The 26838-nt window shown below is 50.2% G+C and carries 22 protein-coding genes; 7 read left to right on the top strand and 15 right to left on the bottom strand.

The genetic code is table 11. The features are described 5' to 3' along the window. Positions 1-26: 26 nt before the first annotated feature. Positions 27-3122, top strand: a complete 3096-nt coding sequence (gene fxsT, locus AC27N8_RS29740) for an FxSxx-COOH system tetratricopeptide repeat protein (RefSeq protein WP_487072305.1) — start codon at positions 27-29, stop codon at positions 3120-3122. A gap of 221 nt (positions 3123-3343) precedes the next feature. On the opposite strand, the gene metG is transcribed toward fxsT, so the two are convergent. Continuing rightward, positions 3344-5008, bottom strand: coding sequence for a methionine--tRNA ligase (metG, locus tag AC27N8_RS29745; protein ID WP_487072307.1), 1665 nt, complete (start codon positions 5006-5008; stop codon positions 3344-3346). Positions 5009-5220: 212 nt separating this feature from the next. After that, the gene (locus tag AC27N8_RS29750) at positions 5221-6240 is read right to left on the bottom strand and encodes a ThiF family adenylyltransferase (RefSeq protein ID WP_487072309.1); all 1020 of its coding nucleotides are present in this window, start codon (positions 6238-6240) and stop codon (positions 5221-5223) included. 162 nt (positions 6241-6402) lie between these two features. On the opposite strand from AC27N8_RS29750, the gene AC27N8_RS29755 reads away from it, so the two are divergent. From AC27N8_RS29755 to AC27N8_RS29770, 4 genes are all read left to right on the top strand, one after another. Further along, the gene (locus tag AC27N8_RS29755) at positions 6403-6711 is read left to right on the top strand and encodes a hypothetical protein (RefSeq protein ID WP_487072311.1); all 309 of its coding nucleotides are present in this window, start codon (positions 6403-6405) and stop codon (positions 6709-6711) included. Between the two features lie 166 nt (positions 6712-6877). Next, positions 6878-7774 carry a class I SAM-dependent methyltransferase gene (locus AC27N8_RS29760; RefSeq protein ID WP_487072313.1) on the top strand — a complete coding sequence of 299 codons (897 nt, stop codon included), beginning with the start codon at positions 6878-6880 and terminating at the stop codon, positions 7772-7774. A 125-nt stretch (positions 7775-7899) separates the two neighbouring features. After that, positions 7900-8364: a response regulator transcription factor gene (locus tag AC27N8_RS29765; RefSeq protein ID WP_487072315.1), complete on the top strand. Its 465-nt coding sequence runs from the start codon at positions 7900-7902 to the stop codon at positions 8362-8364. A gap of 45 nt (positions 8365-8409) precedes the next feature. After that, complete coding sequence (locus AC27N8_RS29770; protein WP_487072317.1) at positions 8410-8916, top strand: response regulator transcription factor; 507 nt, start codon at positions 8410-8412, stop codon at positions 8914-8916. A 45-nt stretch (positions 8917-8961) separates the two neighbouring features. Here the strand turns inward: AC27N8_RS29770 and AC27N8_RS29775 are convergent, their stop codons facing one another. The 8 genes from AC27N8_RS29775 to AC27N8_RS29810 form a co-directional block, all read right to left on the bottom strand. Continuing rightward, complete coding sequence (locus tag AC27N8_RS29775; protein WP_487072319.1) at positions 8962-9966, bottom strand: ABC transporter ATP-binding protein; 1005 nt, start codon at positions 9964-9966, stop codon at positions 8962-8964. A 30-nt stretch (positions 9967-9996) separates the two neighbouring features. Beyond that, positions 9997-10974: an ABC transporter ATP-binding protein gene (locus tag AC27N8_RS29780; RefSeq protein WP_487072321.1), complete on the bottom strand. Its 978-nt coding sequence runs from the start codon at positions 10972-10974 to the stop codon at positions 9997-9999. Between the two features lie 32 nt (positions 10975-11006). Beyond that, on the bottom strand, positions 11007-12137 hold the full coding sequence (locus tag AC27N8_RS29785) for an ABC transporter permease (RefSeq protein WP_487072323.1): 1131 nt from the start codon (positions 12135-12137) through the stop codon (positions 11007-11009). 9 nt (positions 12138-12146) lie between these two features. Then, positions 12147-13106 (bottom strand): ABC transporter permease, encoded by a 960-nt coding sequence (locus tag AC27N8_RS29790; RefSeq protein WP_487072325.1) that lies wholly within the window; start codon positions 13104-13106, stop codon positions 12147-12149. Between the two features lie 330 nt (positions 13107-13436). Further along, positions 13437-13625 (bottom strand): hypothetical protein, encoded by a 189-nt coding sequence (locus tag AC27N8_RS29795; RefSeq protein WP_487072327.1) that lies wholly within the window; start codon positions 13623-13625, stop codon positions 13437-13439. A gap of 14 nt (positions 13626-13639) precedes the next feature. Then, on the bottom strand, positions 13640-15352 hold the full coding sequence (locus AC27N8_RS29800) for a peptide ABC transporter substrate-binding protein (protein ID WP_487072329.1): 1713 nt from the start codon (positions 15350-15352) through the stop codon (positions 13640-13642). Between the two features lie 551 nt (positions 15353-15903). Further along, positions 15904-17616, bottom strand: coding sequence for a peptide ABC transporter substrate-binding protein (locus AC27N8_RS29805; RefSeq protein ID WP_487072331.1), 1713 nt, complete (start codon positions 17614-17616; stop codon positions 15904-15906). 116 nt (positions 17617-17732) lie between these two features. Further along, positions 17733-19478 carry a peptide ABC transporter substrate-binding protein gene (locus AC27N8_RS29810; RefSeq protein ID WP_487072333.1) on the bottom strand — a complete coding sequence of 582 codons (1746 nt, stop codon included), beginning with the start codon at positions 19476-19478 and terminating at the stop codon, positions 17733-17735. Between the two features lie 144 nt (positions 19479-19622). Here AC27N8_RS29810 and AC27N8_RS29815 point away from each other — a divergent pair, with 144 nt between their 5' ends. Then, positions 19623-20009, top strand: coding sequence for a hypothetical protein (locus tag AC27N8_RS29815; protein ID WP_487072335.1), 387 nt, complete (start codon positions 19623-19625; stop codon positions 20007-20009). Positions 20010-20082: 73 nt separating this feature from the next. Here AC27N8_RS29815 and AC27N8_RS29820 read toward each other — a convergent pair whose 3' ends face one another. From AC27N8_RS29820 to AC27N8_RS29830, 3 genes are all read right to left on the bottom strand, one after another. After that, a complete protein-coding gene (locus AC27N8_RS29820) occupies positions 20083-21537 on the bottom strand; it encodes a hypothetical protein (protein ID WP_487072337.1) in 1455 nt (484 codons plus the stop codon). Positions 21538-21591: 54 nt separating this feature from the next. Next, a complete protein-coding gene (locus AC27N8_RS29825; RefSeq protein ID WP_487072339.1) occupies positions 21592-22392 on the bottom strand; it encodes a hypothetical protein in 801 nt (266 codons plus the stop codon). 319 nt (positions 22393-22711) lie between these two features. Further along, positions 22712-24955, bottom strand: a complete 2244-nt coding sequence (locus tag AC27N8_RS29830; RefSeq protein ID WP_487072341.1) for a tetratricopeptide repeat protein — start codon at positions 24953-24955, stop codon at positions 22712-22714. Between the two features lie 338 nt (positions 24956-25293). Between AC27N8_RS29830 and AC27N8_RS29835 the strand changes: the two genes are divergently transcribed. Continuing rightward, the gene (locus AC27N8_RS29835) at positions 25294-25725 is read left to right on the top strand and encodes a Crp/Fnr family transcriptional regulator (RefSeq protein ID WP_487072343.1); all 432 of its coding nucleotides are present in this window, start codon (positions 25294-25296) and stop codon (positions 25723-25725) included. Positions 25726-25819: 94 nt separating this feature from the next. On the opposite strand, the gene nrdR is transcribed toward AC27N8_RS29835, so the two are convergent. Both nrdR and AC27N8_RS29845 read right to left on the bottom strand, forming a co-directional pair. Then, positions 25820-26344 (bottom strand): transcriptional regulator NrdR, encoded by a 525-nt coding sequence (gene nrdR / locus AC27N8_RS29840; RefSeq protein ID WP_487072345.1) that lies wholly within the window; start codon positions 26342-26344, stop codon positions 25820-25822. Between the two features lie 72 nt (positions 26345-26416). Further along, positions 26417-26701 carry a DUF6788 family protein gene (locus AC27N8_RS29845; RefSeq protein ID WP_487072347.1) on the bottom strand — a complete coding sequence of 95 codons (285 nt, stop codon included), beginning with the start codon at positions 26699-26701 and terminating at the stop codon, positions 26417-26419. Positions 26702-26838: the final 137 nt, after the last annotated feature.

Consider the following 26838-nt stretch of genomic DNA (forward strand, 5'->3'; position numbering starts at 1 on the left):
TTTTCTTTAGAAGATGAAAGGCTAGCATGGAGACTAATTTCTCCGGTTTCGGAGATCTGCTCAAATTATGGCGCAAACGACGCCAACTAACACAGAAGAAACTTGCGACACTGATGGGAGTCCACCGCAATACCATTGGAACCTGGGAACTTGGCAATTTCCTTCCTGAGAGCAAAACAGTTGTGTTGGAACTTGCCCGTCAGTTACAATTAGATAACAATGAAACGCGTCGGTTAATGGAAGCTAGTCTTACTGCACTCTCTCCCTATTGGCATGTTCCCTATCGACGTAACCCCTTCTTTACCGGTCGCGAAGAGGTGCTTCAGCGTCTGCACGAGTCCTTAGTACAAGAACATTCGGCTATCCTGAGCCAATCTTATGCTTTGAATGGGCTGGGAGGCATTGGTAAAACGCAGACTGCTATCGAATATGCTTATCGCTACGCTGATAACTACAACGGCGTCTTCTGGATTAGTGCCGAAACCGTCGAAACAATCCACTCTAGCCTGATCGCGATTGCAGATATCCTCAATTTGCCCGAAAAACTGCAAAAGGAGCAGGAAAAAGTCGTGGCTGCTACCACGCGTTGGTTTAGTAATCATAGAGACTGGCTACTGATCTTTGACAATACCGAAGAGCCAGCCCAGATCAAGCCTTTTTTGCCTTCAATACGTTCTGGTTCAATACTCTTTACCTCGCGTCGCCAATCGCTGGGACTCAGCGCGCAGACGTTGACTCTCGAACGGATCCCTCCCGATGAGGGGTTACACTTCTTGCTTCAGCGTACTCAAAGGAATGCACTGGCGCAACTTTCTGCCAGTGAGGGTGCTCATGCTCAAAAAATTGTCTCTGCGATGGATGGCCTTCCACTAGCATTAGATCAGGCTGGAGCATACATTGAAGCAACGCAATGCAGTTTTGCGACCTACTTGCAACTCTTTCAGAGCTCGGAGGTGCGTCTGCTAAACGAACGGGACGCTTACGATGATCACCCCTTATCCGTAACCAAAACCTTTCAGATGGCATTCGCGCAATTGGAGAAGCATGATCCAGCGGCAGCCGAGTTGTTGACTATTTGTGCCTATCTCGCTCCGGATGACATCCCCGATATGTTTTTTCAACAGGGTGCAGTCTGGCTAGGCTCAACGTTTGAAAAATTTGTTGCCGATCCATTGGCATTCCATGCTGCGCTCAAAGCGCTGTTAACCTATTCCTTAATACAACGCAATAGCATACAAGAGACGCTCTCCATCCATCGCCTTGTACAGGCGGTACTCAAAGTACATATCACAGCAACGATGCGCCATCCATGGATGGCGCGTGTGTTGGGCACCATGGCGCAGCTTTTCCCTACCCCCGAAGATAATCAGATAAACGACTGGAAGATGAGCGAGCAACTCCTCTCGCATGCACTTCTATGTATCAGCCAGAGTGAGCAATTGAGCAATGATAAGGCACTACAGACGACATTGATCACCTTGATGAGCCATGTCGCAAGCTATCTTTTTAAGCGTGCTCGCTATACTGAAGCCGAAACGCTCTTCCAACAAGCATTACAGCGAGGAGAACAGATACTCGAACCGGAAGACTTCTTGCGTACGGAAGTCCTCTACGAGTTAGCCAATCTCTACAGAATACAAGGAAGGTATGACGAGGCTGAGCCACTCTTCCAACGAACCATCCAGATCAGAGAACGCACCCTGGGGCCAACACATCCCTCACTGGCGGCACCTTTGACAAAGCTTGCCACAATATACTTCAATCATCAAGCGAGGTATGAACTCTCAGAGGAACTGTTCTTGCGAGCTTTATCTAATCTGGAAGGAAGAATAGGTGCTGAACGTTTGCAATTCACGGCTACGCTGAACAACCTGGCGACTCTCTATATCAGACAATGTAAATACAAAGAAGCCGAGCGCGTGTTAATGAACGTGATGAACATCTGGGAACATGAATTAAAAGCTGATGATTTAACCATCAACCATCCACGGATCAACCTGGCAGCCTGTTACTCCTCACAGTGGAAATATGCACAAGCAATCCCTCTTTATCAACAAGCGTTAAGCTCCTGGGAGCAACAGCTAGGGCCAGAGCATCCTCAGGTTGCATATCCGCTTTATGGGTTAGCGATCACCTATTATCAACAAGGACAATATGCACAAGCCGAGCTATATGGACAGAGGGCTTTACTTATCCGTGAAAAAGCATTTGGATCGATTCATTATGATTTAATAGAAACATTAAATATCCTGGCAATTATTTACCAATTTCAAGGAAAATATGTGCAAGCTGAGGAGTGCTACCAACGAGCATTACATATCTGTGAACAAATCCTGGTGCCCGAGCATGCCCTTGTAGCCCGTGTGCTCAATAATGTAGCTGATCTCTATACTAAACAAGAAAAATATACACAGGCTGAGACTTGTGGTTTGCAAGCAATGCACATCTCCACACAAATTTATGATTCCGATCATTTAAATATGACCTATGCGCTCCATGGATTAGCTAATTGCTATTCCAGGCAGGGTAAACATAAACAAGCGGAACCCTTTTATCAACGTGCACTATACATACGAGAAAACCAATTAGGGCAGCATCCAGATACCGCCGAGATCCTCTATGACTTCGCAGTATTCCGAGAAGCTCAGGAGAAGTTACAAGAGGCGATGTCACTGTATTATCGAGCCCTCACAATTCGCGAACAAATATTAGGTCTAACACATCCAGATACAAAAAAAACACAAACGCAATATACACGCATCTTACATACATTAAAGTCAGCAAATGAAACAGAGCAACTCCTCCGCCTTTCAGAGCGCAGGAGACAAACATCTGATGTGTCGAACCAAGCAGATATTGAACCAGGCAGAGAGGGCTATCCGTTTTGCCCCACCTGTCAACGCACTGACACAGTCGTACAAAGTGGTGTCAATCGCACTGGCACGCAACGCTTCCGCTGTCGTTCCTGCCAACGCTATTTCACGCCTGGAGCAAAGCAACGTGGTTATGATGCAACATTCAAAGAGCAGGAGTTGAAACCCACACGAGCAGGAGTCACCACCCGTAAGCTTAACATCCATCACAATACCGTCAGTCACTGGGCCAGCGAGGATCATAAATAAATGGAAGCTTGCCTTGCTGCGTCCATTGCCTTTGTGTTGTTCACAGCTGCATCTTTGTTGCATTCTCGTATATATTATTTGGCTGCTTATTAGCCCTGACTTTCTGGCTTTAGATTATTAATATTGTAAGGTAGAGCTATGGCTGTCTCCATAAAGAAGGGGCCTGGCACCTATAGGTGTAAGGCCCCTTCTGCTACTTTTGCGATATATTTATGATAGCGTCAAGCTGTAACAGGAATCTCCAACTTGGGGAAGAGAGGTCCGGGCTTGGGCAACGTGATCCCAGCCGCGATCTCCTGATACTTCCATGCCTGCTGGCTGACATCGCCCTCGATGCCCAGATACTCATTCAGTTTCTGTGAGGAGAATGGTAGGTAGGGACAGAAGAGGATGCGTAGTCCGCTGATGACTTGCAGGATGACATAGATGGTCGTCCCGGCGGCTTCGCGATCAACTTTGATCTGCTTCCAGGGAGCCTGCTCGTCCAGATAGCGATTGGCGGCGCGTGCGACGATCATAGCGGCATTGAGACCATCTTTGAAGTGGCAGAGTGCGATCTGATTGCCGACCGCTTCAAATCCTCTCTCAAGCTCGGCCAGGATCTCCTGATCGGCGGGGCGTAACGTCTGAGGTTGCGGCACGACGCCGCCAAACTTGCTCTGTAAGAAGGTCAGGGAGCGATGGACCACGTTGCCATACGTTGCGACCAGCTCATCATTATTGCGACGCAGCATCTCATCGAACGTGAAATCCGTATCGCGTCCCTCTGGAGCGGTGGCCGAGAGATAATAGCGCAACGTATCCGCGCCGAATTTTTCCAGCACGTCGCCGGTCCAGATCACATTTCCGCGACTACTCGACGCTTTCGCGCCGCTCATCGTCATAAACTCGTTGGCAGGGACGTCATAGGGAAGATTGCGGTCTCCATAGCCGATGAGCATGGCGGGCCAGATGATGGCGTGGAAGGGGATGTTATCTTTGCCGATAAAGTAGTAGGGCTTGACCGCTGGATCGGTCTGGCCGGGCACCCACCAGGTCTTCCATTCGTCGGGCGTGCCCTGTCTGGTGGCCCATTCAACCGAGGCTGACAGATAGCCAATCACGGCATCGAACCAGACATAGATGCGTTTATCCTCATAGCCTTCGAGAGGAATCGGCACACCCCAATCCAGGTCGCGTGTAATGGCGCGAGCCTTGAGTCCTTCATTGAGCCAGTTCTGCACAAAGGCCACCGTGTTGGGACGCCAATGCTCCTTGCCTTCAGAAAGCCAGGCGGCCAGAGGCTCCTGTAACTTTGGCAGATCGAGGAAGAAATGCTCCGTCATGCGCATCTCAAGCTTGCTCTCTTTGCTGCCACAGAGGCGGCAGCGTGGATTGATCAGATCGATGGGATCAAGCGTATGTCCGCAGTTATCGCATTGGTCTCCTCGAGCGTCTGGATAGCTACAGTGGGGACAGGTGCCTTCAACATAGCGGTCGGGCAGGAAGCGACGATCGGTGGGACAGTAGGCAGACTGCATTGTATCTTTAAAGATGTAGCCTTTATTGTACAGGGTCAGAAAGAAATCCTGCGTAATGCGATAATGGTTCTCGGTGCCAGTCTCGGTATAGAGATCCCAGGAGATCCCGAGCTGCTCCCACACCTTTAGGATCTGGTTATGGTACTTGGCCACAAAGTCACGTGGCGAAATGCCCAGACGCTCGGATTCGACGAGGATCGGAGTTCCATGCTCATCGCTTCCTGAGACCATCAGGACAGAATCTCCTGCCATGCGATGATAGCGTGCGAAGATGTCAGCAGGCAGATAGGCGCCTGCGATTTGTCCAACATGAGTAGCGGTTTTCGCATAAGGCCACGCTACGCAGACAAGAAAATGCTCGTTCATTCAGTTATATATCTCCCTTATTCGGCTTGAAGGATTGCTTGCTTGCTTGCTTGATTGATAGGTGGGGAGGGTAAATCCACTCTTCTGATTATCTCGGTTCGTGCGGAGCGAGAATGACAGGAGATGAACCACGGCTATTATAGCAAAGTGTGATAGGAGAGTACAAGAACCACAAAGCGGACCCCTGACCACGGTCCCATACTATCCCCATCTCACATCCCAATATAGCGCGTATAGACGGAACGAGCGACCAGCTCATCATCCGTCCCCTTAATGATGGCGCGTGCATCTGGAAAGACCGTAAATTCATAGCCCTCAACGTGAAAGCGCAAGAGATGCGCATTATAATTGACATCCCCGACCGTTTGCAAGCGCTGGGCCAGCTCAGAGAAATTCAGGCGCTGGCCATGTTCATGCAGAGTGCTGCGCACCTGTACGGCATCACGGCCACAAAGGCTGGTACTGGAGTTACCACGCGCCTCAAGAAACGTATATTCGTGCTCTCCGCAGGTGGGACATTCCTCTTGACGTGGGATTTCAAGGCGCTCAAACGTATTATCCCAGAGATCGAGCCAGGTCAGATCGCGACTGATCTTATCGCTCCCGAGCAAGATTTTTAAGGCTTCGGTCGAAGCCATCCCTGTAATTGCTCCCACAATCCCATTCAGCACGCCGGCCGTGTCACAGGTGGGAGTTGCTCCAGGATAAGGGATATCCGGAAATGCGCAGCGCAAGCAAGCGGTCTCTTCGGGCAAAATATTCATCGTGACCCCGTAGGCCGCGATAACTCCGCTGTAGATCCAGGGAGTATGATGCTTCACGCAGGCATCATTAATGATATAACGCGTCTCAAAATTGTCGGTTGCATCCAGAATAATGTCCGACTCACGGACCAGCGACTCAATCCCATCGGCCGTAATATCATCGACCAGAGCCTCAACCCTGACATCGCTATTGATCCGTTGCAAGCGATTCTTCGCCGCGATCGCCTTGGGGAGATGCTGAGCTACATCATCTTCATCATAGAGAATCTGGCGCTGTAGATTATTCAGCTCGATATAGTCGCGATCCGCTATCACAAGATGACCAATACCCGCACGACACAGATTATTCGCCAGCACCGTCCCCAGCGCACCACAGCCAATAATAGTCGCCGTAGCAGCCTGTAGACGTTGCTGTCCATTTTTTCCAATCGGCGCAAACAACGTTTGTCGTGAATAGCGGTCCAGCATCTGGGCACCCCCCTTTGTGTACTCGGTAACAGATAAGGTCTCCCTGTATTGTAGCATACCAAACTGAAACATCGTACGCTCGCGAGGGACGCAAACAAGTGGGTCACGCTGCATCAAGCGGATTGCCGTGCCGCTACTACTCTGTCAAGACACAGAAGGACGTTGCGTGGCAAAGAAGGATGGCCCCTTGAACCAGGCGTAAAAGCCAGCCGACGTAGCGGCGCGGCTCCGCCGTGCTGTCACTGGACGCACGATCACGTCCCACCAGCATCTGAAAGCAACGCCGACGAGACGCTCCGCAGTGGAAAGATCACACAATGGAACCTCATGAGGAGCGTGATCGTGCGAGTCACAGACAGCACGGCGGAGCCGCGCCGCTACGTCGGTGAGCGTCTCACCCTATGGCTTCTCGGTGACATTTTGGATGTATGTCTCCAAAGCATCGGTAAATGTATTTGTATATATCATTAAAAAATTATGTAGATCGTTATTTTACACTGGCAGAGAGTAGCAAAAAATTATTTTGTCATTTATAATGTATTTCGAGTTGTCAGGGAGACCAGGAAAGCTGAACAAAGAATGGGAGACGATAAAGAATCATCTCTCTTATATATCGCCAGGGAGGGAGTCCAAGGATATGCGATTAGTTCGATGGATCATGGGAAATAAAGATGCCGCGCATTCATCACAAGCTTCAGAGGAGCCGCAATATACGCAACCTGCTTCCGCGGAACGGGCAGGTCTGGCTGATATGCCCTATGTGCTACCCAAAGATAAGCTGGAAGAAGAACGCATGGCCTTTCAACATAGATTTCTCAAGGGAATATTTAATTTACACAACGTTCCTTTTCCCGACAATGCCAATATTCTTGATGTCGGATCAGGTGCTGGCATGTGGTCCAGGGAGATGGCACATGATTTTCCGAAATCCCAGGTGTATGCTATCGATCTGGAGGAGCCAAAGATAACTGGACACCTGGAACCTATCAACTATCACTACGTGCAAGCCAACATCCTCAAGAAATTTCCCTTTATCGAAAACACCTTTGATTATGCCTACCAGCGCCTGCTGGTGGCAGCTATTCCGACCACGATGTGGTCATTTCTCTTTTTGGAAGAGATGCGCGTCTTAAAAAATGGAGGCTGGCTAGAAGTCCTTGAGGTGTCAGATGTGTGCGTGAACACCGGCCCGATCATGGATCAATTTCTGGACTGGGGTCGTACATCATGTGCCAAGAACGGTATCTATCTGGCGGCCGTCAAGGACATTGGTAGCACGCTGAAGAACATCGGATTGAAAAACGTGACCAGTAAAGAGGTCAGCGTACCGATTGGTGCGTGGGGAGGACCCAACGGTAAGAAGTTTGCCATTGATATGTTACATATCTTTGGTGCCTTAAAATATTTTTATCAAAAGAATGCCGATGTTCCTCTTGAGAAGTTTGATTATTTTCTGCAATTACTGCCCGAGGAGTGGGAGCAATATCAGACTTCCTACGTTTATTATCATGTCTACGGACAAAAAATAGTCTAGCGAGGTGAGGAGCCCTGCTATAAGTTGGCAGCAGGGCATAACTGTGTTACAATGCGAGAGGTGCGAGATCCTTTTTTGACAATCTGTAAGCAGTGCATTGTGCGACTCTTTGCGGAGGCGGCTATATGAGCAGTGTGAATGCGATAAAAAAAGTATTGGTTATCGACGATAACCCGACGATAGTCGAGCTCATCAAGTATGCTGTGAATTTACAAGGTTCGTACCAGGTCGTAGTTGCATACGATGGCGTTCAAGGTCTTGAGAGCGTCTTTGCCGAGCAACCCGATTGTGTCATTATTGATGTGAAGATGCCTAAAATGGACGGCTATCAGTTGGTGCGCTGCTTGCGCGGCGATATGCGTACGGCGGATGTTCCACTCATCATCTTGAGTGCCATGACCCGCGATGAAGATCAAATGACTGGCTTGCTTTCTGGCGCTGATGAGTATCTGACTAAACCGTTTAAACCGACCGCTCTCAATGCTGCCATCGAACGTGTGTCACGCCTGACTCCTGCTGAGAGGCAACTTCGTACTGACTCTCTGGCACAAAATCACTATGACCCCTATCAGCAAGATGGGAACGACTAGCCGTGTTTTGTTTCGTTGCGACGATGTTAAGGGCTGACTTGTATATTGAAATATCGAGAAGCGCTGGCTGTATTCTGCTCTGCTGAGCGGAATATCGCTGAGCGTTTCTCTCAAGTCGTGATAAGAGAGCGCTTGCGCTCGTGTGGGCTACAGGCATTGCGTAGGTTACAGATTCTTTTTGTGGAGAGCGATTCACGCGTACATGCAAAGATGGAACTGGCGCTGGGTGCTGGATATACTATACATAGCGTCGGGTCTGTTACTGAGGCGAAGGCGTATCTTTCTGTATCGCGGCCCGATATTGTGATCTCGGAAGTGGTTGTCGGCTCAGAGAATGGATTAGATCTGTGCCGCTATATACGTACCGTCCTCTCTCTTCGGCATCTCCCCATTATGCTATTAACATCGAGGGCAACCCTCTCTGATAAAGTGGCCGGCTTCCAGGCTGGCACTGACGATTACGTTGTCAAACCTTATGATGTACGTCATCTGGCTGCACGTATCAGGTTGCTCACACGAATCAAGCGTCTTGAGGATCATGACAACCCTTAGACGCCTGCTTCTTATGCCTTCTAATCTGCTTGCTTCATGGCTACTCTAGCCGGGGAAGTGACAGGCCGCGTAGTGGTTGGATTGCTTTTCTTCCAGCTGCGGAATTACTTCACGGCAGATGGACTGGGCTTTCCAGCAGCGTGGATGGAAGTTGCAGCCGCTGGGTGGATTGACCGGACTCGGCACGTCTCCTTCCAGAATAATACGTTTTCGGCGTAGCTCAACGTCTGGATCAGGGACCGGGATCGCTGAGAGGAGCGCCTGCGTGTAGGGATGCAATGGTGTCTCATACAGGTCTTCACTCTTGGCCAGCTCCACCACGCGTCCCAGATACATCACAGCGACGCGGTCGCTGATATGTTTTACTACCGAGAGGTTGTGGGCCACAAACAGGTAGGTCAGTCCCATTTTCCCTTGCAGATCTTGCAGCAAGTTGAGGACCTGCGCCTGAATGGAAACGTCGAGTGCAGAGACTGGCTCGTCAGCGACGATGAAAGATGGATTGAGGGCCAGGGCGCGAGCAATTCCGATACGCTGACGTTGACCACCACTGAACTCATGCGCGAAGCGGTTGACGTAGTAGGGATTGAGTCCCACGGTCTCCATCAAGTTGGCCACCTGATCGACGACCTCTTTAGCGTTGCCGCGCTGAAAGTTCTGCAATGGCTCCGAGATGATCTGCCCAATCGTATAGCGAGGGTCCAGTGAGCTATAAGGGTCCTGGAAGACCATCTGCATATCTGCACGCCTCTGACGTATCATATTGGCAGGCATCGTGGTGAGTTCTTCTCCGTTGAGCTTGACAGTGCCCTCGGTGGGCTTGATCAACTGAAGAATGGCACGTCCAGTGGTCGATTTGCCGCAGCCACTCTCTCCTACCAATCCTAGCGTCTCACCACGGCGGACGAAGAGGTCTACACCGTCGACCGCCTTTACGTGGGCCACCGTACGTCCCAGGAGACCTCCCTTGACCGGGAAGTGAACCTTCAGACCTTTGACCTCGACGAGGGTTGTTCCGATCGCCTTTGGCTTCTGAACTTGTTGTACCATCTTTTTCCTCTCATACCTGGAAATATCGCGCTAGTTTGGATAGAAGCATGCAGCGGCTTGTTCACCACGACCTACAAGTTGCAGTTCTGGTCGCTCCTGCCGACAGCGGGTCTGTACTTTCGGACAACGCGCCGCGTATGGGCATCCCGATGGTGGATTGATCATGTCGGGTGGCTGACCGGCAATCGGTGTCAGGCGTGTGCCACGCAGATCATCGACTCTGGGAATCGATTGCAGTAATCCTACCGTGTAAGGATGCGCTGGCGTAGAAAAGATCTGTTTCACTGGTGCTGATTCTACCACGTGCCCCGCATACATAACATTGACATATTGACATGTACCTGCAACCACGCCCAGATCGTGCGTGATCAGCATCACGGCGGTCCCGAATTCCTGTGAGAGGCCTTTCATGAGTTCCAGCACCTGCGCTTGAATTGTCACGTCGAGAGCGGTGGTTGGCTCATCGGCAATTAACAATTGTGGATTACAGGCCAGAGCGATGGCGATCATCACGCGTTGGCGCATACCACCACTGAACTCATGTGGATAGCTCTTTGCTCGTTTGGCGGCATCAGGGATACGCACCAGATCGAGCATCTCGACGGCTCGGCGCCAGGCCTGATCTTTATTGACATCTTTACGGTGCCGCTTGACCGTCTCAGCGATCTGATAGCCTACAGTAAAGACCGGATTCAGAGAAGTCATCGGGTCCTGGAAGATCATTGAGATCTTACTGCCGCGTAATTCGGTCAGCTCATCGATGCTCTTGTTTAAAATATTATCGCCATTGAAGATGATCTCTCCGCCTGCGATCTTGCCGGGGGGAGTTGCAATCAAGCGCATCACCGAGAGTGCGGTCACGCTCTTCCCGCTGCCGCTTTCGCCGACGACTCCCAGGGTTTCACCCGGCTTCATTTTAAACGAGACATCATCAACGGCTTTGATGACCCCTCCTCTTGTATAGAAGTAGGTTTTCAGATTGTTTACTTCCAGCAAATTTGCTGCCATTTGTCTATCTCCACTCCCTCATTAAATTGTGATCAGTCTTTTGAATGAGGATCGAATGCATCTCGTAAGCCATCACCGATGAACGAGAATGCTAGCACAATGATTACCAGGGTTAAAGATGGGACTAAGAGTTCCCAGGGATAGACCATCAGAGAATCTGAGGCATCAGCGATCATCAGTCCAAGGCTTGATCCTGGAGGGACAACACCCAAACCAAGATAACTAATACCTGCCTCGCCGATAATCGTGCTGGAGATATTCAGCGTTGAAGCCACCATCACGATACTGAACAGGTTCGGTACAATGTGTCGCCAGAGAATTGTCAGGTCGCTACTGCCCGATGTTTTTGCGGCTTCCACAAATTGCTGTTCGCGTAGCTGAAGCGTTTGTCCACGAACGTACCTCGCCATCAGCGGCCAGGCGGTAAATGCCAGCGCCATTGAGACAAGGAGCAGACGTGCGTCACCATTGGCTCCAATGATTGGAATGGAACTCAGGTTGTCCTGAGCCCAGGGTCCTAAAATACCTGAGATCAAAATCACAAAGAGCAATCCTGGGAAGGCAAAGAGTAGATCGGCCAGACGAGCGAGCAACTGATCTATTATACCACCATAGTAGCCAGCAAGTACGCCTACGGCTACGCCGAGCACGATGTCGACCACTTCCACGGCGACTGCCAGGACGATTGAGACTAACATTCCTTGCATCAGGCGAGCGAGGATGTCGCGTCCGATGCCATCGGTCCCCAGCCAGTATTGAGCCGAAGGTAGCTCATCCGTGCGATCCAGTTCCTGGTGATCGAAGGTGTGATAGACTTCGGGTCCAATGGTTTTGGTACTGAATGCTCCGGTGTAAGAACCGCCGATATGCTGGTAGATAAATGGGCCGATCAGCGCGATGACGATGATGACCAGAATGATAATCAGGCTGCCCATGGCACGCTTATCGCGGCGGAAGCGGCGCAGTGATTCCTGAAAAGGGGTAGCGGCTTTTCTGCCATCGTCTTTGATTGGTTTGGTCTCAGCGATCGCTGCATCTGTCAGTGGAGTTCCTGCTGAGAAACCTACGACGTATTTGGCCTCCTGTTCTGGTTCTACTGCCCGACCGGTGGGAGCGATAAATCCAGACGCACGTGTTTCTGAATTCGGATCCTGTGTATTCATATCTGTCTCCTACGAAACTTTGATGCGCGGATCTACGACCGTATAGAGTAGATCTGATACCAGATTGCCTAGCACGACGGCGGCAGCTAGTAAGACGGTTGTTCCCTGGATCACAGGATAATCACGCGTGTTGATGGATTGGATGGTGATGTATCCGATGCCTGAAATGTTGAAGGCGTTTTCGATAAAGAAAGCACCCGTGACGAGAAAACCAAGGGATACGCCCAAGACGGTGATAATTGGGATCAGAGCATTGCGCAGCGCGTGCCGATAGATAACAACCTGTTCACGTAATCCTTTGGCGCGTGCAGTACGAATGTAATCCTGGCGGAGAACTTCGAGTGTGCTGGTACGGGTCAGCCGGGCGAAATAGGCTAAGCCGGTGGCTCCATAGATAATTATCGGTGCCAGCTTAAATTGAATATCCGTTAAGCTATAGCGCCATGTGTTTCCCCAGCCTTCGACAGGCCAGAAGAAACCGGTGGAATTATGGAGATACACAATCAGTACCTGTACCAGTACGGCGAGCACAAAAGTGGGAATGGCGTAGAGAAAGATTGCCACGCCCATGCTGGCTGAATCGAACCATTTTCCTGCATAGAGTGCAGCCGCAATACCCAGTGGCACTCCGACTCCTAGTTCGATCACCAATCCCCAGAAACCCAGTTCGAGCGATGTAGGAACGCCATCCTTAAGAATATCCCAGACCGCACGGCCCTGCGTTGAAAACGATATTCCTAAGTCACCATGCAAAAGATTGATTACATAATTGAAGTATTGCTGATACCAGGGAAGGTCTAACCCATACAGATGCTTGAGTCGCAAATAGGTGACCATATTGAAATGGGGACCGAGCATCCCTTGAATAGGATCGCCTGGGGCCTTGAATCCTATGATAAATGTAATAAAAGTTACACCTATCAGGACGAAGATCAGGCCGAAAAGCCTTTTGATCAAAAATTGAGTCATGTTAAATACCTTGTACTTCCCTTATCGAACACCCAATTGGTCAACGATGGTTGTATCTGCACAACTGGCATAAGGCATAAAAAGGGACTCAGCGCTCAACAGAGTGCTTTCTTGCTACCTACACAATGGCACCGTTGGGTAGATATTCGTTGAAGAATTATGACTGCTGGTGATGATGCTTGAGTCAGGCTTTTTTGCTATTTTATGTGAGGCTACTCATAATGTCAAGGCGATAAAATAGTAATAATGGAATATTTCACCAGGATTGTCGCGATTATTTGGTAGAAGTATCCATGCCACCTGCTATCTCTGTATGCTGTTGTTGTGCTTCTATTCCTCTGGGTGTAGAAGCTGGCACGCAGTTGGGATAATGATCAGCAAGCCGATCATTATCCCAATGGGATGCCATTCAATCGTCTGAGCGAAGCCGCGTGAGCGTGGCGTTGACGATTGTCTTTTACAACGTGTGATGCCTGGCGACGTCATTTCAAGCGTCTTGCTTGATCCTGACGCGCCCATCACTTGCGCCGTGACTAATGGTTGGTGATATAGACCGCAGACCACTCAAATGGTGGGACTAAGCCACCGGCGTTAAAGGAGTATCCTTTGACGTATGTTTTGAGGACCGCTGACGCATTTGCCTGATAGATGGGCAACCATGCGACGTCATTCACCAGCTGCTGCTCGGCTGTGTTGTACATTTGCAGACGCTTGGTTGAATCTTTCTCGATATCGGCTGCGGCCAGAGTAGCTTGCGTGGCAACCTGTGTTACGGCGTTAGCTGCTTTGTTTTGACCGTAGTTGGTCGCGTTATTGGGGGAATTTGGTGTGAACTGGAGGGTTGTGAAGTCCTGAGGATCAGGATAATCATCGATCCAGCCACTCTGGAACATCGCCAATGTGGTTTTGCCGTTGTTCTGAGACTGCTGCGAGCTCAAAGTCTCGAAGTCTGTTGGAGCAGCCTGAACGGTGACGCCCAGTGTATCTTTCCACTCCTGAACAGCGATTGCGATCTCCTTGTCTTCGTCTGCACTACCACTTGCATAAGGGAATGAGATTTTTGGCAAGGCAGAGGCACTGGCGTAGCCCTCTTCTTTTAGTCCCTCGGCGAGCAGTTCCTTGGCTTTGGTTGGATTGCCACTGGTGCTGGCGGTGCCATCCGGGCCTTTCAGATTTTCGTCGTAGCCAGGCATGCCTGATGGGACGATATGGTTGGTTGGTGTCAGTACGTTTTTGTAGACGACGCTGACAATCTGCGTTTTGTTAATGGCGAGCTCAAATGCCTGCCGAATCTTGACATTGTTGAAGGGCTTGCTTAAGAAGTTCAAGCCATAGTAGAAGATCGCCAGCTCAGGTGTTTTGTGGTACTCGGGGGAGTCTTTCACCTGGCTCAGATTGGCGGTTGGGACGCCTGATTCATCTACCTGACCATTGCGATAGGTCTGATAGGCGGTGGTGGAGTCTTTGTAGAAGGTGTAGGTGACTGTGACGATTGGCTTGGCTTTGATGTAGTTTGCATTTGGCTCGAACACGATGTTTTTGCCGTGCGTGTACGATTTGACTTTGAATGGGCCAGATCCGCCGCCTTCGGTCAAATGATCGGTGAATTTGGTATTGCCATATTTGTCGATCAGCTTCTTCTCGACGACATCGCCTGTCGAGTAAGTCAAGGTGGCCAGGAAGTAAGCCACAGGCTTGTTGATCTTGATGACCACGGTATTGGCATCAGGAGCTAAAACGCTGTCACCGATGATCGTTTTGATCTTGCCAGCCAGCAATTGATCGGAATCTTTGATCAGGTTCAAGTAGCTAGGAGCCGCTGGAGAAGCAAGAGAAGGCTGAAGCGCCCGATCAAGACTATAGACCACATCGGTTGATGTTAAAGCTGTACCGTCGCTGAATTTCAGATTCGGCTTCAGCTTAAAAGTCCAGGTGAGGCCATCGCTGGATGTTGTCCAGGATTCGGCTAACTCGGGCACTACTTTCTGGCTGTTGTCCAATGTGACGAGCCCTGTGTAGACCATGCTGATGGCGTCGAGGGAGGTTGAGGTTGTTGCCATCGCAGGATCGAAGGTCTTGATGTCTGAAATACCGGACAACGGCAGATTAAGTACCTGCTTATTTGCTGGAGCTTTTCCGCTGTCTGTTGTCGTACTACTGGTAGCCCCGCAGGCGCTCAGCACTACACCCATGACGACTAATAACGTCGTGATGATTGCCAATGCTGACTTTTTCGATGTTCTCATTTTAAGAACTTCTCCTTGTTAGTGAAGGAATAATGATAAGTAAATTGTACATTCCTGATGGGATTTTTAATGTGATCTATGCACACCTGCATAGATAGATATAGACTGGTAATTTAGTTCAAATAAGTGAGTATTCTCCCTCCTGGTATTTGTCATGAATGCCTGTTGCATATTATTGCATGTCATCCATGCTCTATAGGCTGTAGCTTTTTGATCATATATACGACATATAGTCGGCATGCATAGATTGTTTGGCCAGGCCTATCTATAGTAATTACGTTGCATTTTACATAAATCTCACAAAGAATAATCGCTATATTCTACTAGCAATAAATCAAAATCTTATCGAGTTATGATTTACATACAAAGTAGTAAAAGATGGAAAGAAATTTTGGGGGCGTCGGATGTTATAGTGAGATTAAGAGTACTCTACAATTGCTAGAATTACTAGAATCATAAAGTACTCTCAAGAAAATAAAATTGTATCTAAAAAAGCTCACTTGCTTTCCTACAGGAAAGCAAGTGAGCTAAGTGCTCGTCGGCACAGGCATTTAATGCTTTATGATATAAACCTTTGCCCAATTGAACGGTGGAACAAGATTTGTCGCATCAAAAGTATAGCCACTGACATATGTTTTCAGGGCATACGATGTTGCACCCTGATACATAGGAAGCCAGGTTACATCATTCACTAATTGCTGTTCCGCATCGTTATATAATTTTTTCCGCTGATTTGGATCTTTCTCAGCGTCTGCCGCGCTCAACTCTTGCTGCACCTTGACCTGTTGTGCTGCTACTGTCGTATTATTTTGTCCATAATTAGTCGAATTGTTTGGCGAGCCTTTGCTGAACTGAAGCGTGGTAAAGTCCTGAGCATCGGGATAATCATCGGTCCAACCTGTCTGAAACATCTGCAATGAGCTATTCCCTACAGTTTTTGGCTGCTCGCTTGTCAACGTCTCGAAGTCAGTGGGCACCGCCTGGATATCCACTCCCAGCACCTCTTTCCACTCTGCAATGGCAATTGAAAACTCTCTATTGGTGTCCGCATTGCCACTCGCATAGCGAAATTGGATTTTGGGTAAGGCTGCAACGTTGGCGTAGCCTGCTTCCTGGAGTCCCTGAGTGAATAGTTGCTTGGCGAGCGTTGGATTGCCGCTGGTACTCATTGTGCCGTCTGGACCTTTGAGATTGGGATTATAGCCCGGGATGCCATTCGGGATGATATGGTTGGTCGGAACGACGACATCTTTATACACGATTTTGACAATCTGGCTTTTATCGAGTGCCAGGTCGAAGGCCTGACGAATTTTGATGTTGTCGAACGGCTTGGATAAGAAATTCATGGCGTAATAAAAGATCGCCAGGATAGGCGTTTTATGGTATTCTGTGCTGCTCTGCATCAGGCTTAATGCGGTACTGGGGATCGGGGTGAGATCCAGTTGACCGCTGCGATAGGCCTGGTAGGCCGTGTTGACATCCGGGTAGAAGAGGATATTTACTGTGATGCCTGGTTGGGCTTTGATGTAGTTTGGATTGGGTACCAGCACGATGCTTTTGTCATGCGTATATGATTTGACTTTGAAGGGACCTGATCCTCCGCCTTCATTGAGATGGTCCGTGAAATTTGTGTTGCCATATGTGTCGATCAGTTTTCTCTCAACCACAAAGGCGGTTGGATAGGTGAGAGTGGCTAAAAAATACGAGACTGGTTGATTGATTTTGATCACCACCGTATTCGCGCTCGGAGTCAACAAGCTATCTCCAATCAGCGTTGTCAGCTTGCCAGCTAGCAGCTGATTGGCGTCCTGGATCAAGTTTAAATAACTGGGAGCTGCTGGCGAACCGAGATCTGGCTGAAGTGCTCGATTAATGCTATAGACTACATCGGCGGAGGTCAAAGGGGTGCCGTCGCTGAATTTTAAATCAGGTTTGAGGGTAAAGGTCCAGATCAGGCCATCGCTGGAGGTCGACCAGGATTGAGCTAGCTCCGGGACTACCCTTTGATTGTCATCGAGTGCTACCAGTCCTGTAAAGACCATACTGATAGGCGTCAATGATGTGATGGTCGATACCATCGCCGGATCAAAGGTCCTGATGTCAGAAATACCGGTGAGTGGTCGATTTAATACCTGCTGGTTTGCTGGTGCTCGATTGGGGTTAGTGGTGGAAGTTGCAGAGCTCGCGCAGGAACTCAGTATGAGGGTTAGGGCTGTCAGCAAAGTGGGAACGACTCCAAATGCTGACATTTTTGTCAATCGCATGAAGGGCTTCTCCTTTGTGAAGGAATAAAGATACATATTGAAGGGAGTATCAGCAACGTCAGATACGGTGGCAGCCAGCTTTGAGCGAGGTGCCACCGTATCTGTTTTCTTCCGGGCTATTGGACGCGATAAATATTGGCCCAGTCATCAGGGGGAATGATGTTTTGAGCATTATCTACGATGCCAATGATATCCATGTTTCTCAGAAAGACTTGCTTCTCTTGCTCTATTGGTAGCCAGGCGACGTCATCGACAAGCTTTTGTTCGGCTTGCTGATAGCTTTGTATACGCTGGCTCGCGTTGCTGGTATTGGCGTCGGCGCTGGCGAGCTGTTGCTGGATAATTTGTTGCTGTGCCGCCGTCGAGCTTGTATTCTGACCATAATTCATATTATTGTAGACGGTCCCCTTGCCAAACTGTTGCGATAGCCAGTCTTGCAAGTCAGGATACTCGCCGACCCAGGACAGTCCCCACATCTGGATGCCATTGGCGTTGCCAGTGGCAGCAGTCACCTGGTCGAGGAGTGTATTGTAATCGACGGCATTGGCGGTCACCTGCACATTGAGTACCTTGTGCCAGTCCTGTATCAGAGCAGTGACTTCTTGTGTGGAGGCGGCTATGCCTGAAACATAGGTGAGTTGGATGGTGGGCATGTCAGCGACGGAGTTCCAATTCTCTTCCTTGAGACCTTGCTGGAGAAGTTTTTGCGCTGTTTTGGCATTTCCTTTGAGATTGGTGGTGCCATCGGGACCGGTGAGATTGGCATTAGAGCCAGGCATCCCTGTGGGAACAATATGGTTGGTGGCGATAACGGTGTTGTTCCAGACGTTTTTGGCGATCGCTGTCTTGTCGATCGCCAGTGCAAAGGCCTGCCGGATATGGATATTATCGAATGGCTTGGTCAAATAATTCATCGTATAGTAGTTGATCCATAGCTGTGGCGTTTGTACAAAATCCTTGCGCTTTTGATCGCTACTGTAATTACTTGCTGGCACGCCTGTCATGTCAAGCTTGTTGTTGAGATAATCCTGATAGGCGCTTTGCTCGGCTGGATAGATAACATAAGAGACTTTTTGCAGTTGCGGCGGCTTGTTGTAGTATTTTGTGTTCGGCACAAAGTCGAGATGAGAGCGATGGACATAGCTGGAGACTTTAAATGGTCCATCTCCGCCGCCTTCGCTGAGATGATCGGTAAAAGTGGCGCCGTATTTGGTGATCAGGCTCTCCTCGACAACGTAGGCGCATGGATTAGTTAAGGCTGCCGGAAAATAGGCCGCTTGCTCTTTTGTGACAATCACGATCGTCTGAGCATCGGGCGTCTGAATGCTATCCCCGATCAGCGTCGAGATGCGTCCCGCCAGCAATTGATCGGAGTCTTTAATTAATCCTAAATAGAGTGGCGCGACCGTCGATTTGGTCGCAGGGAGCAGGGCTCGATTCAGGCTGTAGGCGACGTCTTTCGAGGTGAGTGGTGTACCATCATTAAATACGAGATGGGACTTGAGCTTGAATGTCCAGGTGACGCCATCGCTGGCGAGCTGATACGATTGGGCCAGTTGAGGCTGTACCTGAAGTTTGTCGTTGAGCTGGACCAGTCCCGTGTAGATCATTTGTACCGCGCTGCTTGAGGCTGGATCGTGTGCCAGAGCCGGATCGAGCGTATCGAAATCAGAGATACCAGTCTGAGGAATGGTATACGTCTGTTTCGAGGCCGGTGCCTTTGTCAACTGTTTGGAGTTCGTGTTGCCTCCAAATGGATTGCTACAGGCTGCGGCGGTAATAGATAAGAGACAGAGCATAAGGCATAATGATTGGGTGATGGTCGCTCTATTGATACGATAATCTCTTTTTTTGACAGGCATATACTGCGCTTCAGCTTTCTTCTAGGGTAAAAATAACTATGATGATTTTCTCAACAATTTGATTTTTTTCTAACTATACCTGAAGTATAAGTTGTTATTTTGGTATTGCCAAGCGTCATGGTAGAAAATGGCAGGATTGTATATATGTCTTCTAGTACTGCTCAATCAAGATTTACCGTAACCCAACGTAGCGTCGCACGCGAGCGTGCGACGCTAATACTCAGTCAAGACACAGAAGGACGTTGCGTGGCAAAGGAGGATGGCCCCTTGAACCAGGCGCTCAGGCTCGCCGACGTAGCGGCGCGGCTCCGCCGTGCTGCCACTTCCCGCACGAACACGTCCCATGTGCATCTGAAAGCAACGCAGACGAGACGATCCACGGTGGGAAGATCCCGCAATGGAACCCCATGTGGAGCGTGGTCGTACGAGTCACAGACAGCACGGCGGAGCCACGCCGCTACGTCGGTGAGCGGCTCCCCCCATCGCCTTCCAGAGCTGTTTTGGACACACATCACCGACGTAGCGGCGTGATGAATTTTGACAGAGTATTACGTTGGGCTATGAGCGATTGTGCCTGGTACAACCGCTCACAGCAGGGTTTTTCTTATAGTTGAGAAACGAGCGCATCGCGTTTGCCGAATAGGGCTGCGCGCAGGGCAATTTGTAGATACACGTTTATGTTTGTGCTTTTGAGATCGCGAGGCCAGGTCGTATATTCTTCACCGGCCGCCTGTATGATCTGGAGAGAGTGGCCTTGATCGATGGTGGTATCATTCTGGGCGGCTACCAGGCCGATCGTGCCAAACAGTGCACGGGGATCATGTCCGAGCATCAGATAGCGCTGTGCTGTGTTGGTGGCGGCATGGAGATCCTTGTTCAGCAACTCTTCTTCCAGCGCTTCCAACTGGTTGACGGCGATGAAGCCACCGCCTCCGACTGCTTTTGCGCTGGTCGCGGGGACTTCGGTGTGCTGGGATGGCGTTTTCCCCAGCGCGGAGACCTCTTTGAATAAGTTGTTGATGTATGCGGCTGCGGTAAAGAGTAAGTTATAGGCTTCTACGTCCTGGACCTGACGATAGACGTTGTGTGTGGCCGATGCAAAGAGCAATCCATGGGCGGTGCGAATGAAGAGATCTCTATCTTCGTCATCTACTGACTGGGTGATCTGCGTGGCGGCCAGTGCAATCACAGCGGCTACCGCTAATGGTGCAGCTTCTCTGGTAATCAGTGTTGTATAGACCTGCTCGCAGACGGTTGCGGTATCGGCGTTACTGAGGATAACTTCTCGTAGAGCCAGAGCCTGCTCATTTTTCGGTGCAGACAGGCGTGTCCGAATACTGGCCAGACTATGTTTGGTGTCTGCCACATAGTCGCGCACGGTCTGGACCCACTCCGGTTCTGGTTTGGCGGGATTAATTGACAGTTGCGGCGTGAGCCAGTGTAAAAGAACAGGAACTTCTTTGCCCCATTCGACGGCATCAAGCAATTGGAAGCCGCGCACGGTGTCCTGAAGGGGATGCCCGCCATTTGAAAAGGTAGTGGCGATGGCTTCGTATGCACGTACCTGCAATGTACGGTAGTCTGCTCCCGTGCCATAGAGGCCCAGCAGGATGCGTTCTGCCAGTTCTGGATCGTTCTGCTGGATTGCGTCGTTCAATGCCTGGTTGACGCTTTTATTCTGATCGATGAATTCGCTGGGAAAGAGTGGTGCCGGCGTCTCAGTGGTTTTATTCTTGCCGTTGCGTATCGCGGGTCCTGCTGTGATTAATGCTCGGATGAAGAGCGGCAGGGCACGTATTTGGGGTGGCACTTCCGTATCCAGCGGTGCCGGTCGCACACGTAAGAAGCGAGCAAGCATGGCTGCCGCCGCCAGCGTGATGGTGACATGGCCTTCTGGATCACCCTTTGAGGCCAATAAACCGATACGACCAAGCAGCACATCGGCGTTACGTTCCTGTTCTAAAAGACTGCGCGTGCGGGAAACCATGCCGACACTGTCTCCGCTCAATACTGCGTCAATAAGAGCTGAAAGATCAACTCCTAGTTCTACTGCGGCCATAGATTAACTCCTACATGTGTAAGTATATATGTATAAGGACATGCATTGAGAGCGCTATTCATCTTTTAAATTGCGAATAGCGCTCTCAATGCCAGGAATTTCAGCATATTCTTCATCCAGCAGCTTATAGGCCCGGCTCAGATATAACTCGGCTAACCTGGCACCGCGCTCGCTTGGATCTGTCGCCGCTTTAGCGATCTCTGTCCCACGATACTTGTCGGGGAGGGAGCGTGTCAGGCGCTCAATCCGCTGTCTGGTATCCTGAAGGAGAGTAGTATCCTGACCCTCCAGAGCGTAGCGTGCCATCCCGACCAGTTTGCCGACTTCGGCCAGCTTCTGCCGTTCGGAGAGCGTCTGGACAAACAGGTCGTCAGCATCCAAATCCCTAATTGGTGTCGCGTGGGTCTCTTCAAAGGTCGCCTCTTTTGGCACGGCCTTCGGTTTGACTTTGGGGAGTTGCGTTGTTTGCGAGAGAGCATTGGCGTATAATTGTGCATACTCCTGACAATGGATCGTGGCCATCTGCATACGTTCCATCTCCTCGGAAGAAGAGGACCCCAGATCGCAGAGATCATCGTCGCGCCGCTCAGCCAAAATTTGCAATTGTTCGAGGCTCATTCCCTCTTCCAACATTGGAGGAATGGGCATACCCGCAATACTCTCCGCGCCCTGCAATTCTTCTGAAGGAATCTGTGCGGCGAAGAGAGGTGGTAGGTACTTCGCAATTGACATGGGTATTGGCGGTACAAGACAATAGGTACTATAGACAACTCGCGCGTTGTTTCTACTTCTTGCTATGAAAATAGCATGCCCTTTGGGAGCTTGTGGATTTCCACGTAAGAACTGTATACCCATAACGAAGTGTCCCTTCAGCTTTTCAGTGCGGAAGGCGATGGTTCATAGATCGCCGCGCCTGCCTTGTTTTGATTTTTACCTATTCAGCGCTGTGATGACAACTGCTTGTTGGCATCATACATGGTGTGTTGCGTATTGAATAGTCCATTTGAATCCCAGTTGCTGTCTACTAGCTGGGAAAGACGTCTGTAGAAGGAATGCTGGATGGTTGCTTTGCCCTTCTTCAGGCCCACAACACGCCTTCTAGTATATCATCGATTGCAAGGTATTCACCCAGCCCGCTTACAACGATCGTGCTCTTCTATTAATCATAGCGTCATTAAAGAATACGACGCAACTGTGTCAAACGTTTGACGAGATCTGTATTGGTCTGAATATCCTCGGCTGACAACTCTTCTCCTCCCAGCGGGATGGCGGCCTCGTACGCCTGGAGATGCTGCAGGAGTTCGACTGATCCCGCAATACGTGTGAAATCCTGGAGGAGCTTACTGGCCTGATCATCTTGATGCTGGCGCAGGTCGGTAATTGCCGTCTCCGCATATTGCTCTGCATATTGGCGCAGGAACGTACCCCAGCGTTGTGGCGTACTGATACTATTCATGACTTTTTCTACCTGGACGATCGCTTTACTTTGTTCATCGCGTGCCTGTGCCAGATCGCCGCGCAGCAGCATGACGGAGCCACGAGCAAAGCGCGTATCCGCGACTCCTAAGGGACGGCGTTGCTGATGGTAAAAGCGTAGCGCCTGCTCAAAATCGACAAGTGCGGTATCGAGCTCGCCCTTGGCGCGTTGAGCCAGTCCTCGTGTGAGGATCACATCGGCCTCGCTTAACTGATCATCTGTTTGTCGGAAGCGAATCAGGGCGGCCTCGCAATTATCGAGTGCCTCCTCCCATTGCTGCTGTCCCATATGGACCTGGGCCACGCCCAGCACGGATGCGCCATCGCCATTGGTATTTTCCAACAGTTGGAATTGTCGGCCGGCCTCAAAGAAGGTTGTCAGTGAGGACTCCAACTCGCGCTGTGCCAGGCGAGCCTGTGCCTGTCCGAGCAGTGCCTCGATGGCCAGGGTGGATTGCTGTAACGCATCTGCCTGATTATGCACTGTGCTGTAGATGGACTCTGCATCCGCAAAATCTCCTTCGGTCAGACGTAGCTGAGCTCTGACTGCCAGGATCTCTGGTTGGAGTTGGCTGGCCTGGATATTGGCTGGCGCTGCTGCCTTTTCTGCATCTGCTAGATGACTCTCGGCATCTTTTAAATTGCCGCCTAAAATGTCCAGGCGAGCTAAGCCTATGTTGGCCTGGATGCTATAAGGAATGCCCAGCAGCGGATCAATCTTTTCGGCTTGCTCACGAGCATCGTTGAAGATATTTCTGGCGGGACTCAACTCCCCCTTTTGACGTTGCACCTCTCCCAGGCCAAGCAAGCCCCGGGTCTCGACTGGCAGATCGTGGAGCGTATGAGCCTGTTGCATCCCATTTTCCAGGGTTTGTTGTGCACGGCTGAGGAAGCCGCGTCTGGCTTGAATCAGACCCAGTCCAATCGTCGTTTCGGCCTGTCCCAGACGATAGGCGACCGCCTGATAGGTGCGCAGCGTGCGTTCCATAATCGAGTTTGCGTAAGAGAGCTGTCCACGGCGTAGATTGACTTCTCCCAGGATGCGTCCCGCGTTCGCCGTGCCCAGGGCATGGCGCTGGTCAGTATAGATCTGAAGCGCGGACTGAGCTCCAATCATCGCTTGATCGATCTGGGACTGCAAGAGATTCACTTCGGCCAGACCCAGATTCGCATCTGCCTGACCAAGCTCATACTCGATCAAGCCGGCCCGATTGAGTGCGTCGGCCAGGATCGTCGTGGCCTCGTCCAGTCGCCCCTGATCGAGGTAGATACGGCCGAGTCCGGTCTGCGCATCCACAATGCCGTAGTTATCTTTTGTCTCCTGATAGATCTCCAGTGCCCGCTGATAGGCTGTCTCGGCCTCCGCAAATTGACGGTTGAGGCGCTGGATATCTGCCAGACTACGACTGGCATCGGCCTCACTGGTGCGCTCATTGGCCTCTTTAAAATAGCGAATTGCGTCCTGATAGTGATCGGCTGCGTAGGAGGTGTTTGCTCGCTGCAACTCGATGTGACCCAGCGCCAGCTCAACGTTGCCCAGACCTTTGGAAGATTGCTGTTTCCGATAGATCTGTTGCGCTGCCTGATACGCGTCCTGAGCCTGATCCAGATGGGCTAAACGTCGTTCAATGTGGCCTTTGGCAAGCTCGCTGGCTGCGACCAGCAGTGGCAGATCGGCTTCATTATAGTGGCGAATCGCCCGTTGATAATTGTTGATCGCCTGCTCAAGCGCGTTATTCTGCTCAGAGATATCGGCGATCATCGCACGAGAATCGCCTGCTTGCTTAAAATCTCCGCTCATGCGGAAACGAATCTCCGCATCCCCAAACGCCTCGGAAGCCTGATCTAATCGGCCCTCATTGTAGGCTGTAAAGCCAGCTTGCAGGCGCTTCTCTGCCAGTTGACGATCTTTTTCTTTCTTTTCGTTTTCTGATGTCGTCATAAAAATATATCCTTAAAACTCATCTATCGCCGAGTGATGTCGTTGAAGTATTATTGTGTTCTTGCCTCATTGTATATTCCGTGGCTTTCGAAAGTCAAAGATTGCTCAATTCTTGAGGTTAAAATGGAGTAGATGAGTGCAGAGAAAATTGTCATACTATCCCTGCTGTATGCGCAGAGTCTGGTTAGCTGATGTTATAATGAAGAGCAAAGAATGCTCCTGACACAGAGATAATCTATCGTCTGATAGCATTTATTCATTCCCAGCGGCTTGGAGATTTTGGGCGTTATAATTTGCTAGCAATCATATGCTACTTTTTTCGAAAGGCAATGTTCACTATGCATGAAGACACTCTTGGACGCGTCGATCTTTTTTCGGTGCTAGATAAGAAAGAAATCCAGTCACTTGCGAAAAGCAGCCAGGAACGTTCCTACAGTGCCGGGACGGCCATTATTGAACAAGGCTCTACTGGTGTGGGACTTTACATCATCATCAGTGGAACGGTGCGCGTGACGCAGGCCAACGATCCTGACCGTGCGGAAGCGGATCTGGGCCTGCTAGGTCCTGGGAGTGTCCTGGGGGAGATCGCGCTGATTGATGATCTGCCTCGCTCTGCCTCCGTGACTGCGGTGGACGATGTTGTGGCTTTATTGCTGCCCGTCTGGGAATTTCGCGGGTTCTTACGCGATCATCCGGAGGCTGCGCTCAAGCTGCTGGTTGTCTTGAGTCGTCGCCTGCGCAAGGCGGAAAGCCTGAGAGCGGCTGAATAAGCAGCTCTGGTTTGTTCAGCGTGAATATCGCAACACAAAAGCGCGACATTCACGCTGAACTTTTTTTCTACGTGTGAGCAGTACAGTCTTGGCGCTAAAAGTCGTCTGGATTAAATGAGTTGTTGAGCGGTTCGCTCCTGGTTAGTGGATTGAGCTTTTCGGGGTCAGGCTTTTCTCGATTGAGCAGCTTCTGGATCTCTTCAAACATCGTTTCGACGTCGCCAAATGATCGATAGACACTCGCAAAACGAATGTAGGCGATCTTGTCCATCCGTCGTAGATGTTCCATCACGAGCTCGCCGATCACGCTACTGGGAATCTCTTGTTTCCCAAAGCGATAAAGCTCCAGCTCGATCTCCTCGACAGCCTTCTCAACCTCGCCCGCAGGCAGGGGACGCTTCTCACAAGCTTTACGCAGTCCGACATAGAGCTTTTGTCGATCAAAGGCTTCACGGCGCTGATCCTGTTTGATGATCATCAAATGAAACTTCTCAACGCGCTCGTATGTGCTAAAGCGACCTTTGCAATGATCGCATTCGCGCCGCCTATGAATAGCGTCACCAATATCCCGCGAATCCTTCACCCGTGACTCGCTCTTTCCACAAAAAGGACATTTCATCCCACAGTCCCCAAATCCTTGTTCCGAATACAGTTTAGGGACATTCTATCACACAAGCTATAATGATGAGCGTTAATTTATGGCACGCGAGACCGAACCGGCTGGATATCCTTCCGTTAACCCGGGCTGAACCCGCTCGTTTGCGTCGCTACCTGAGCGGCTTAGGGCTCGCGTTTTTTGAAAAAAGGGACGAATTTTTCCAATATATCCCGAGCGCAGGCGGGAACCCTCGCGCCAATAGGCGTACCAATAAGGACCATGTCCCTGACCGTTGCGACACGTACTGCATGAAGTCTTCCCGCATTTGCGATATTGTAATTGATAAGTAATATGCTGATCACTAGGTATCTCTGCCATAATCATGCCCCCTTCCACAAAGCAATATACTTAAACTTGATTTTTAAATGCATTACTATAATACCATCATTGTATGAACATTTTATGAATATGTTGTGCAATAGTATTAAACAATGTTCATGTGCGAGGGGGATTTC

This window comes from Dictyobacter sp. Z7_2, assembly GCF_057551105.1.

Bases quoted from the DNA above. Each gene is read 5' to 3' on its own strand.
- fxsT (WP_487072305.1), top strand. From the start codon at position 27: ATGGAGACTAATTTCTCCGGTTTCGGAGATCTGCTCAAATTATGGCGC.
- metG (WP_487072307.1), bottom strand. From the start codon at position 5,008: ATGAACGAGCATTTTCTTGTCTGCGTAGCGTGGCCTTATGCGAAAACC.
- AC27N8_RS29750 (WP_487072309.1), bottom strand. From the start codon at position 6,240: ATGCTGGACCGCTATTCACGACAAACGTTGTTTGCGCCGATTGGAAAA.
- AC27N8_RS29760 (WP_487072313.1), top strand. From the start codon at position 6,878: ATGCGATTAGTTCGATGGATCATGGGAAATAAAGATGCCGCGCATTCA.
- AC27N8_RS29765 (WP_487072315.1), top strand. From the start codon at position 7,900: ATGAGCAGTGTGAATGCGATAAAAAAAGTATTGGTTATCGACGATAAC.
- AC27N8_RS29775 (WP_487072319.1), bottom strand. From the start codon at position 9,966: ATGGTACAACAAGTTCAGAAGCCAAAGGCGATCGGAACAACCCTCGTC.
- AC27N8_RS29780 (WP_487072321.1), bottom strand. From the start codon at position 10,974: ATGGCAGCAAATTTGCTGGAAGTAAACAATCTGAAAACCTACTTCTAT.
- AC27N8_RS29785 (WP_487072323.1), bottom strand. From the start codon at position 12,137: ATGAATACACAGGATCCGAATTCAGAAACACGTGCGTCTGGATTTATC.
- AC27N8_RS29790 (WP_487072325.1), bottom strand. From the start codon at position 13,106: ATGACTCAATTTTTGATCAAAAGGCTTTTCGGCCTGATCTTCGTCCTG.
- AC27N8_RS29795 (WP_487072327.1), bottom strand. From the start codon at position 13,625: ATGGGCGCGTCAGGATCAAGCAAGACGCTTGAAATGACGTCGCCAGGC.
- AC27N8_RS29800 (WP_487072329.1), bottom strand. From the start codon at position 15,352: ATGAGAACATCGAAAAAGTCAGCATTGGCAATCATCACGACGTTATTA.
- AC27N8_RS29805 (WP_487072331.1), bottom strand. From the start codon at position 17,616: ATGCGATTGACAAAAATGTCAGCATTTGGAGTCGTTCCCACTTTGCTG.
- AC27N8_RS29810 (WP_487072333.1), bottom strand. From the start codon at position 19,478: ATGCCTGTCAAAAAAAGAGATTATCGTATCAATAGAGCGACCATCACC.
- AC27N8_RS29815 (WP_487072335.1), top strand. From the start codon at position 19,623: ATGTCTTCTAGTACTGCTCAATCAAGATTTACCGTAACCCAACGTAGC.
- AC27N8_RS29820 (WP_487072337.1), bottom strand. From the start codon at position 21,537: ATGGCCGCAGTAGAACTAGGAGTTGATCTTTCAGCTCTTATTGACGCA.
- AC27N8_RS29825 (WP_487072339.1), bottom strand. From the start codon at position 22,392: ATGGGTATACAGTTCTTACGTGGAAATCCACAAGCTCCCAAAGGGCAT.
- AC27N8_RS29830 (WP_487072341.1), bottom strand. From the start codon at position 24,955: ATGACGACATCAGAAAACGAAAAGAAAGAAAAAGATCGTCAACTGGCA.
- AC27N8_RS29835 (WP_487072343.1), top strand. From the start codon at position 25,294: ATGCATGAAGACACTCTTGGACGCGTCGATCTTTTTTCGGTGCTAGAT.
- nrdR (WP_487072345.1), bottom strand. From the start codon at position 26,344: ATGAAATGTCCTTTTTGTGGAAAGAGCGAGTCACGGGTGAAGGATTCG.
- AC27N8_RS29845 (WP_487072347.1), bottom strand. From the start codon at position 26,701: ATGGCAGAGATACCTAGTGATCAGCATATTACTTATCAATTACAATAT.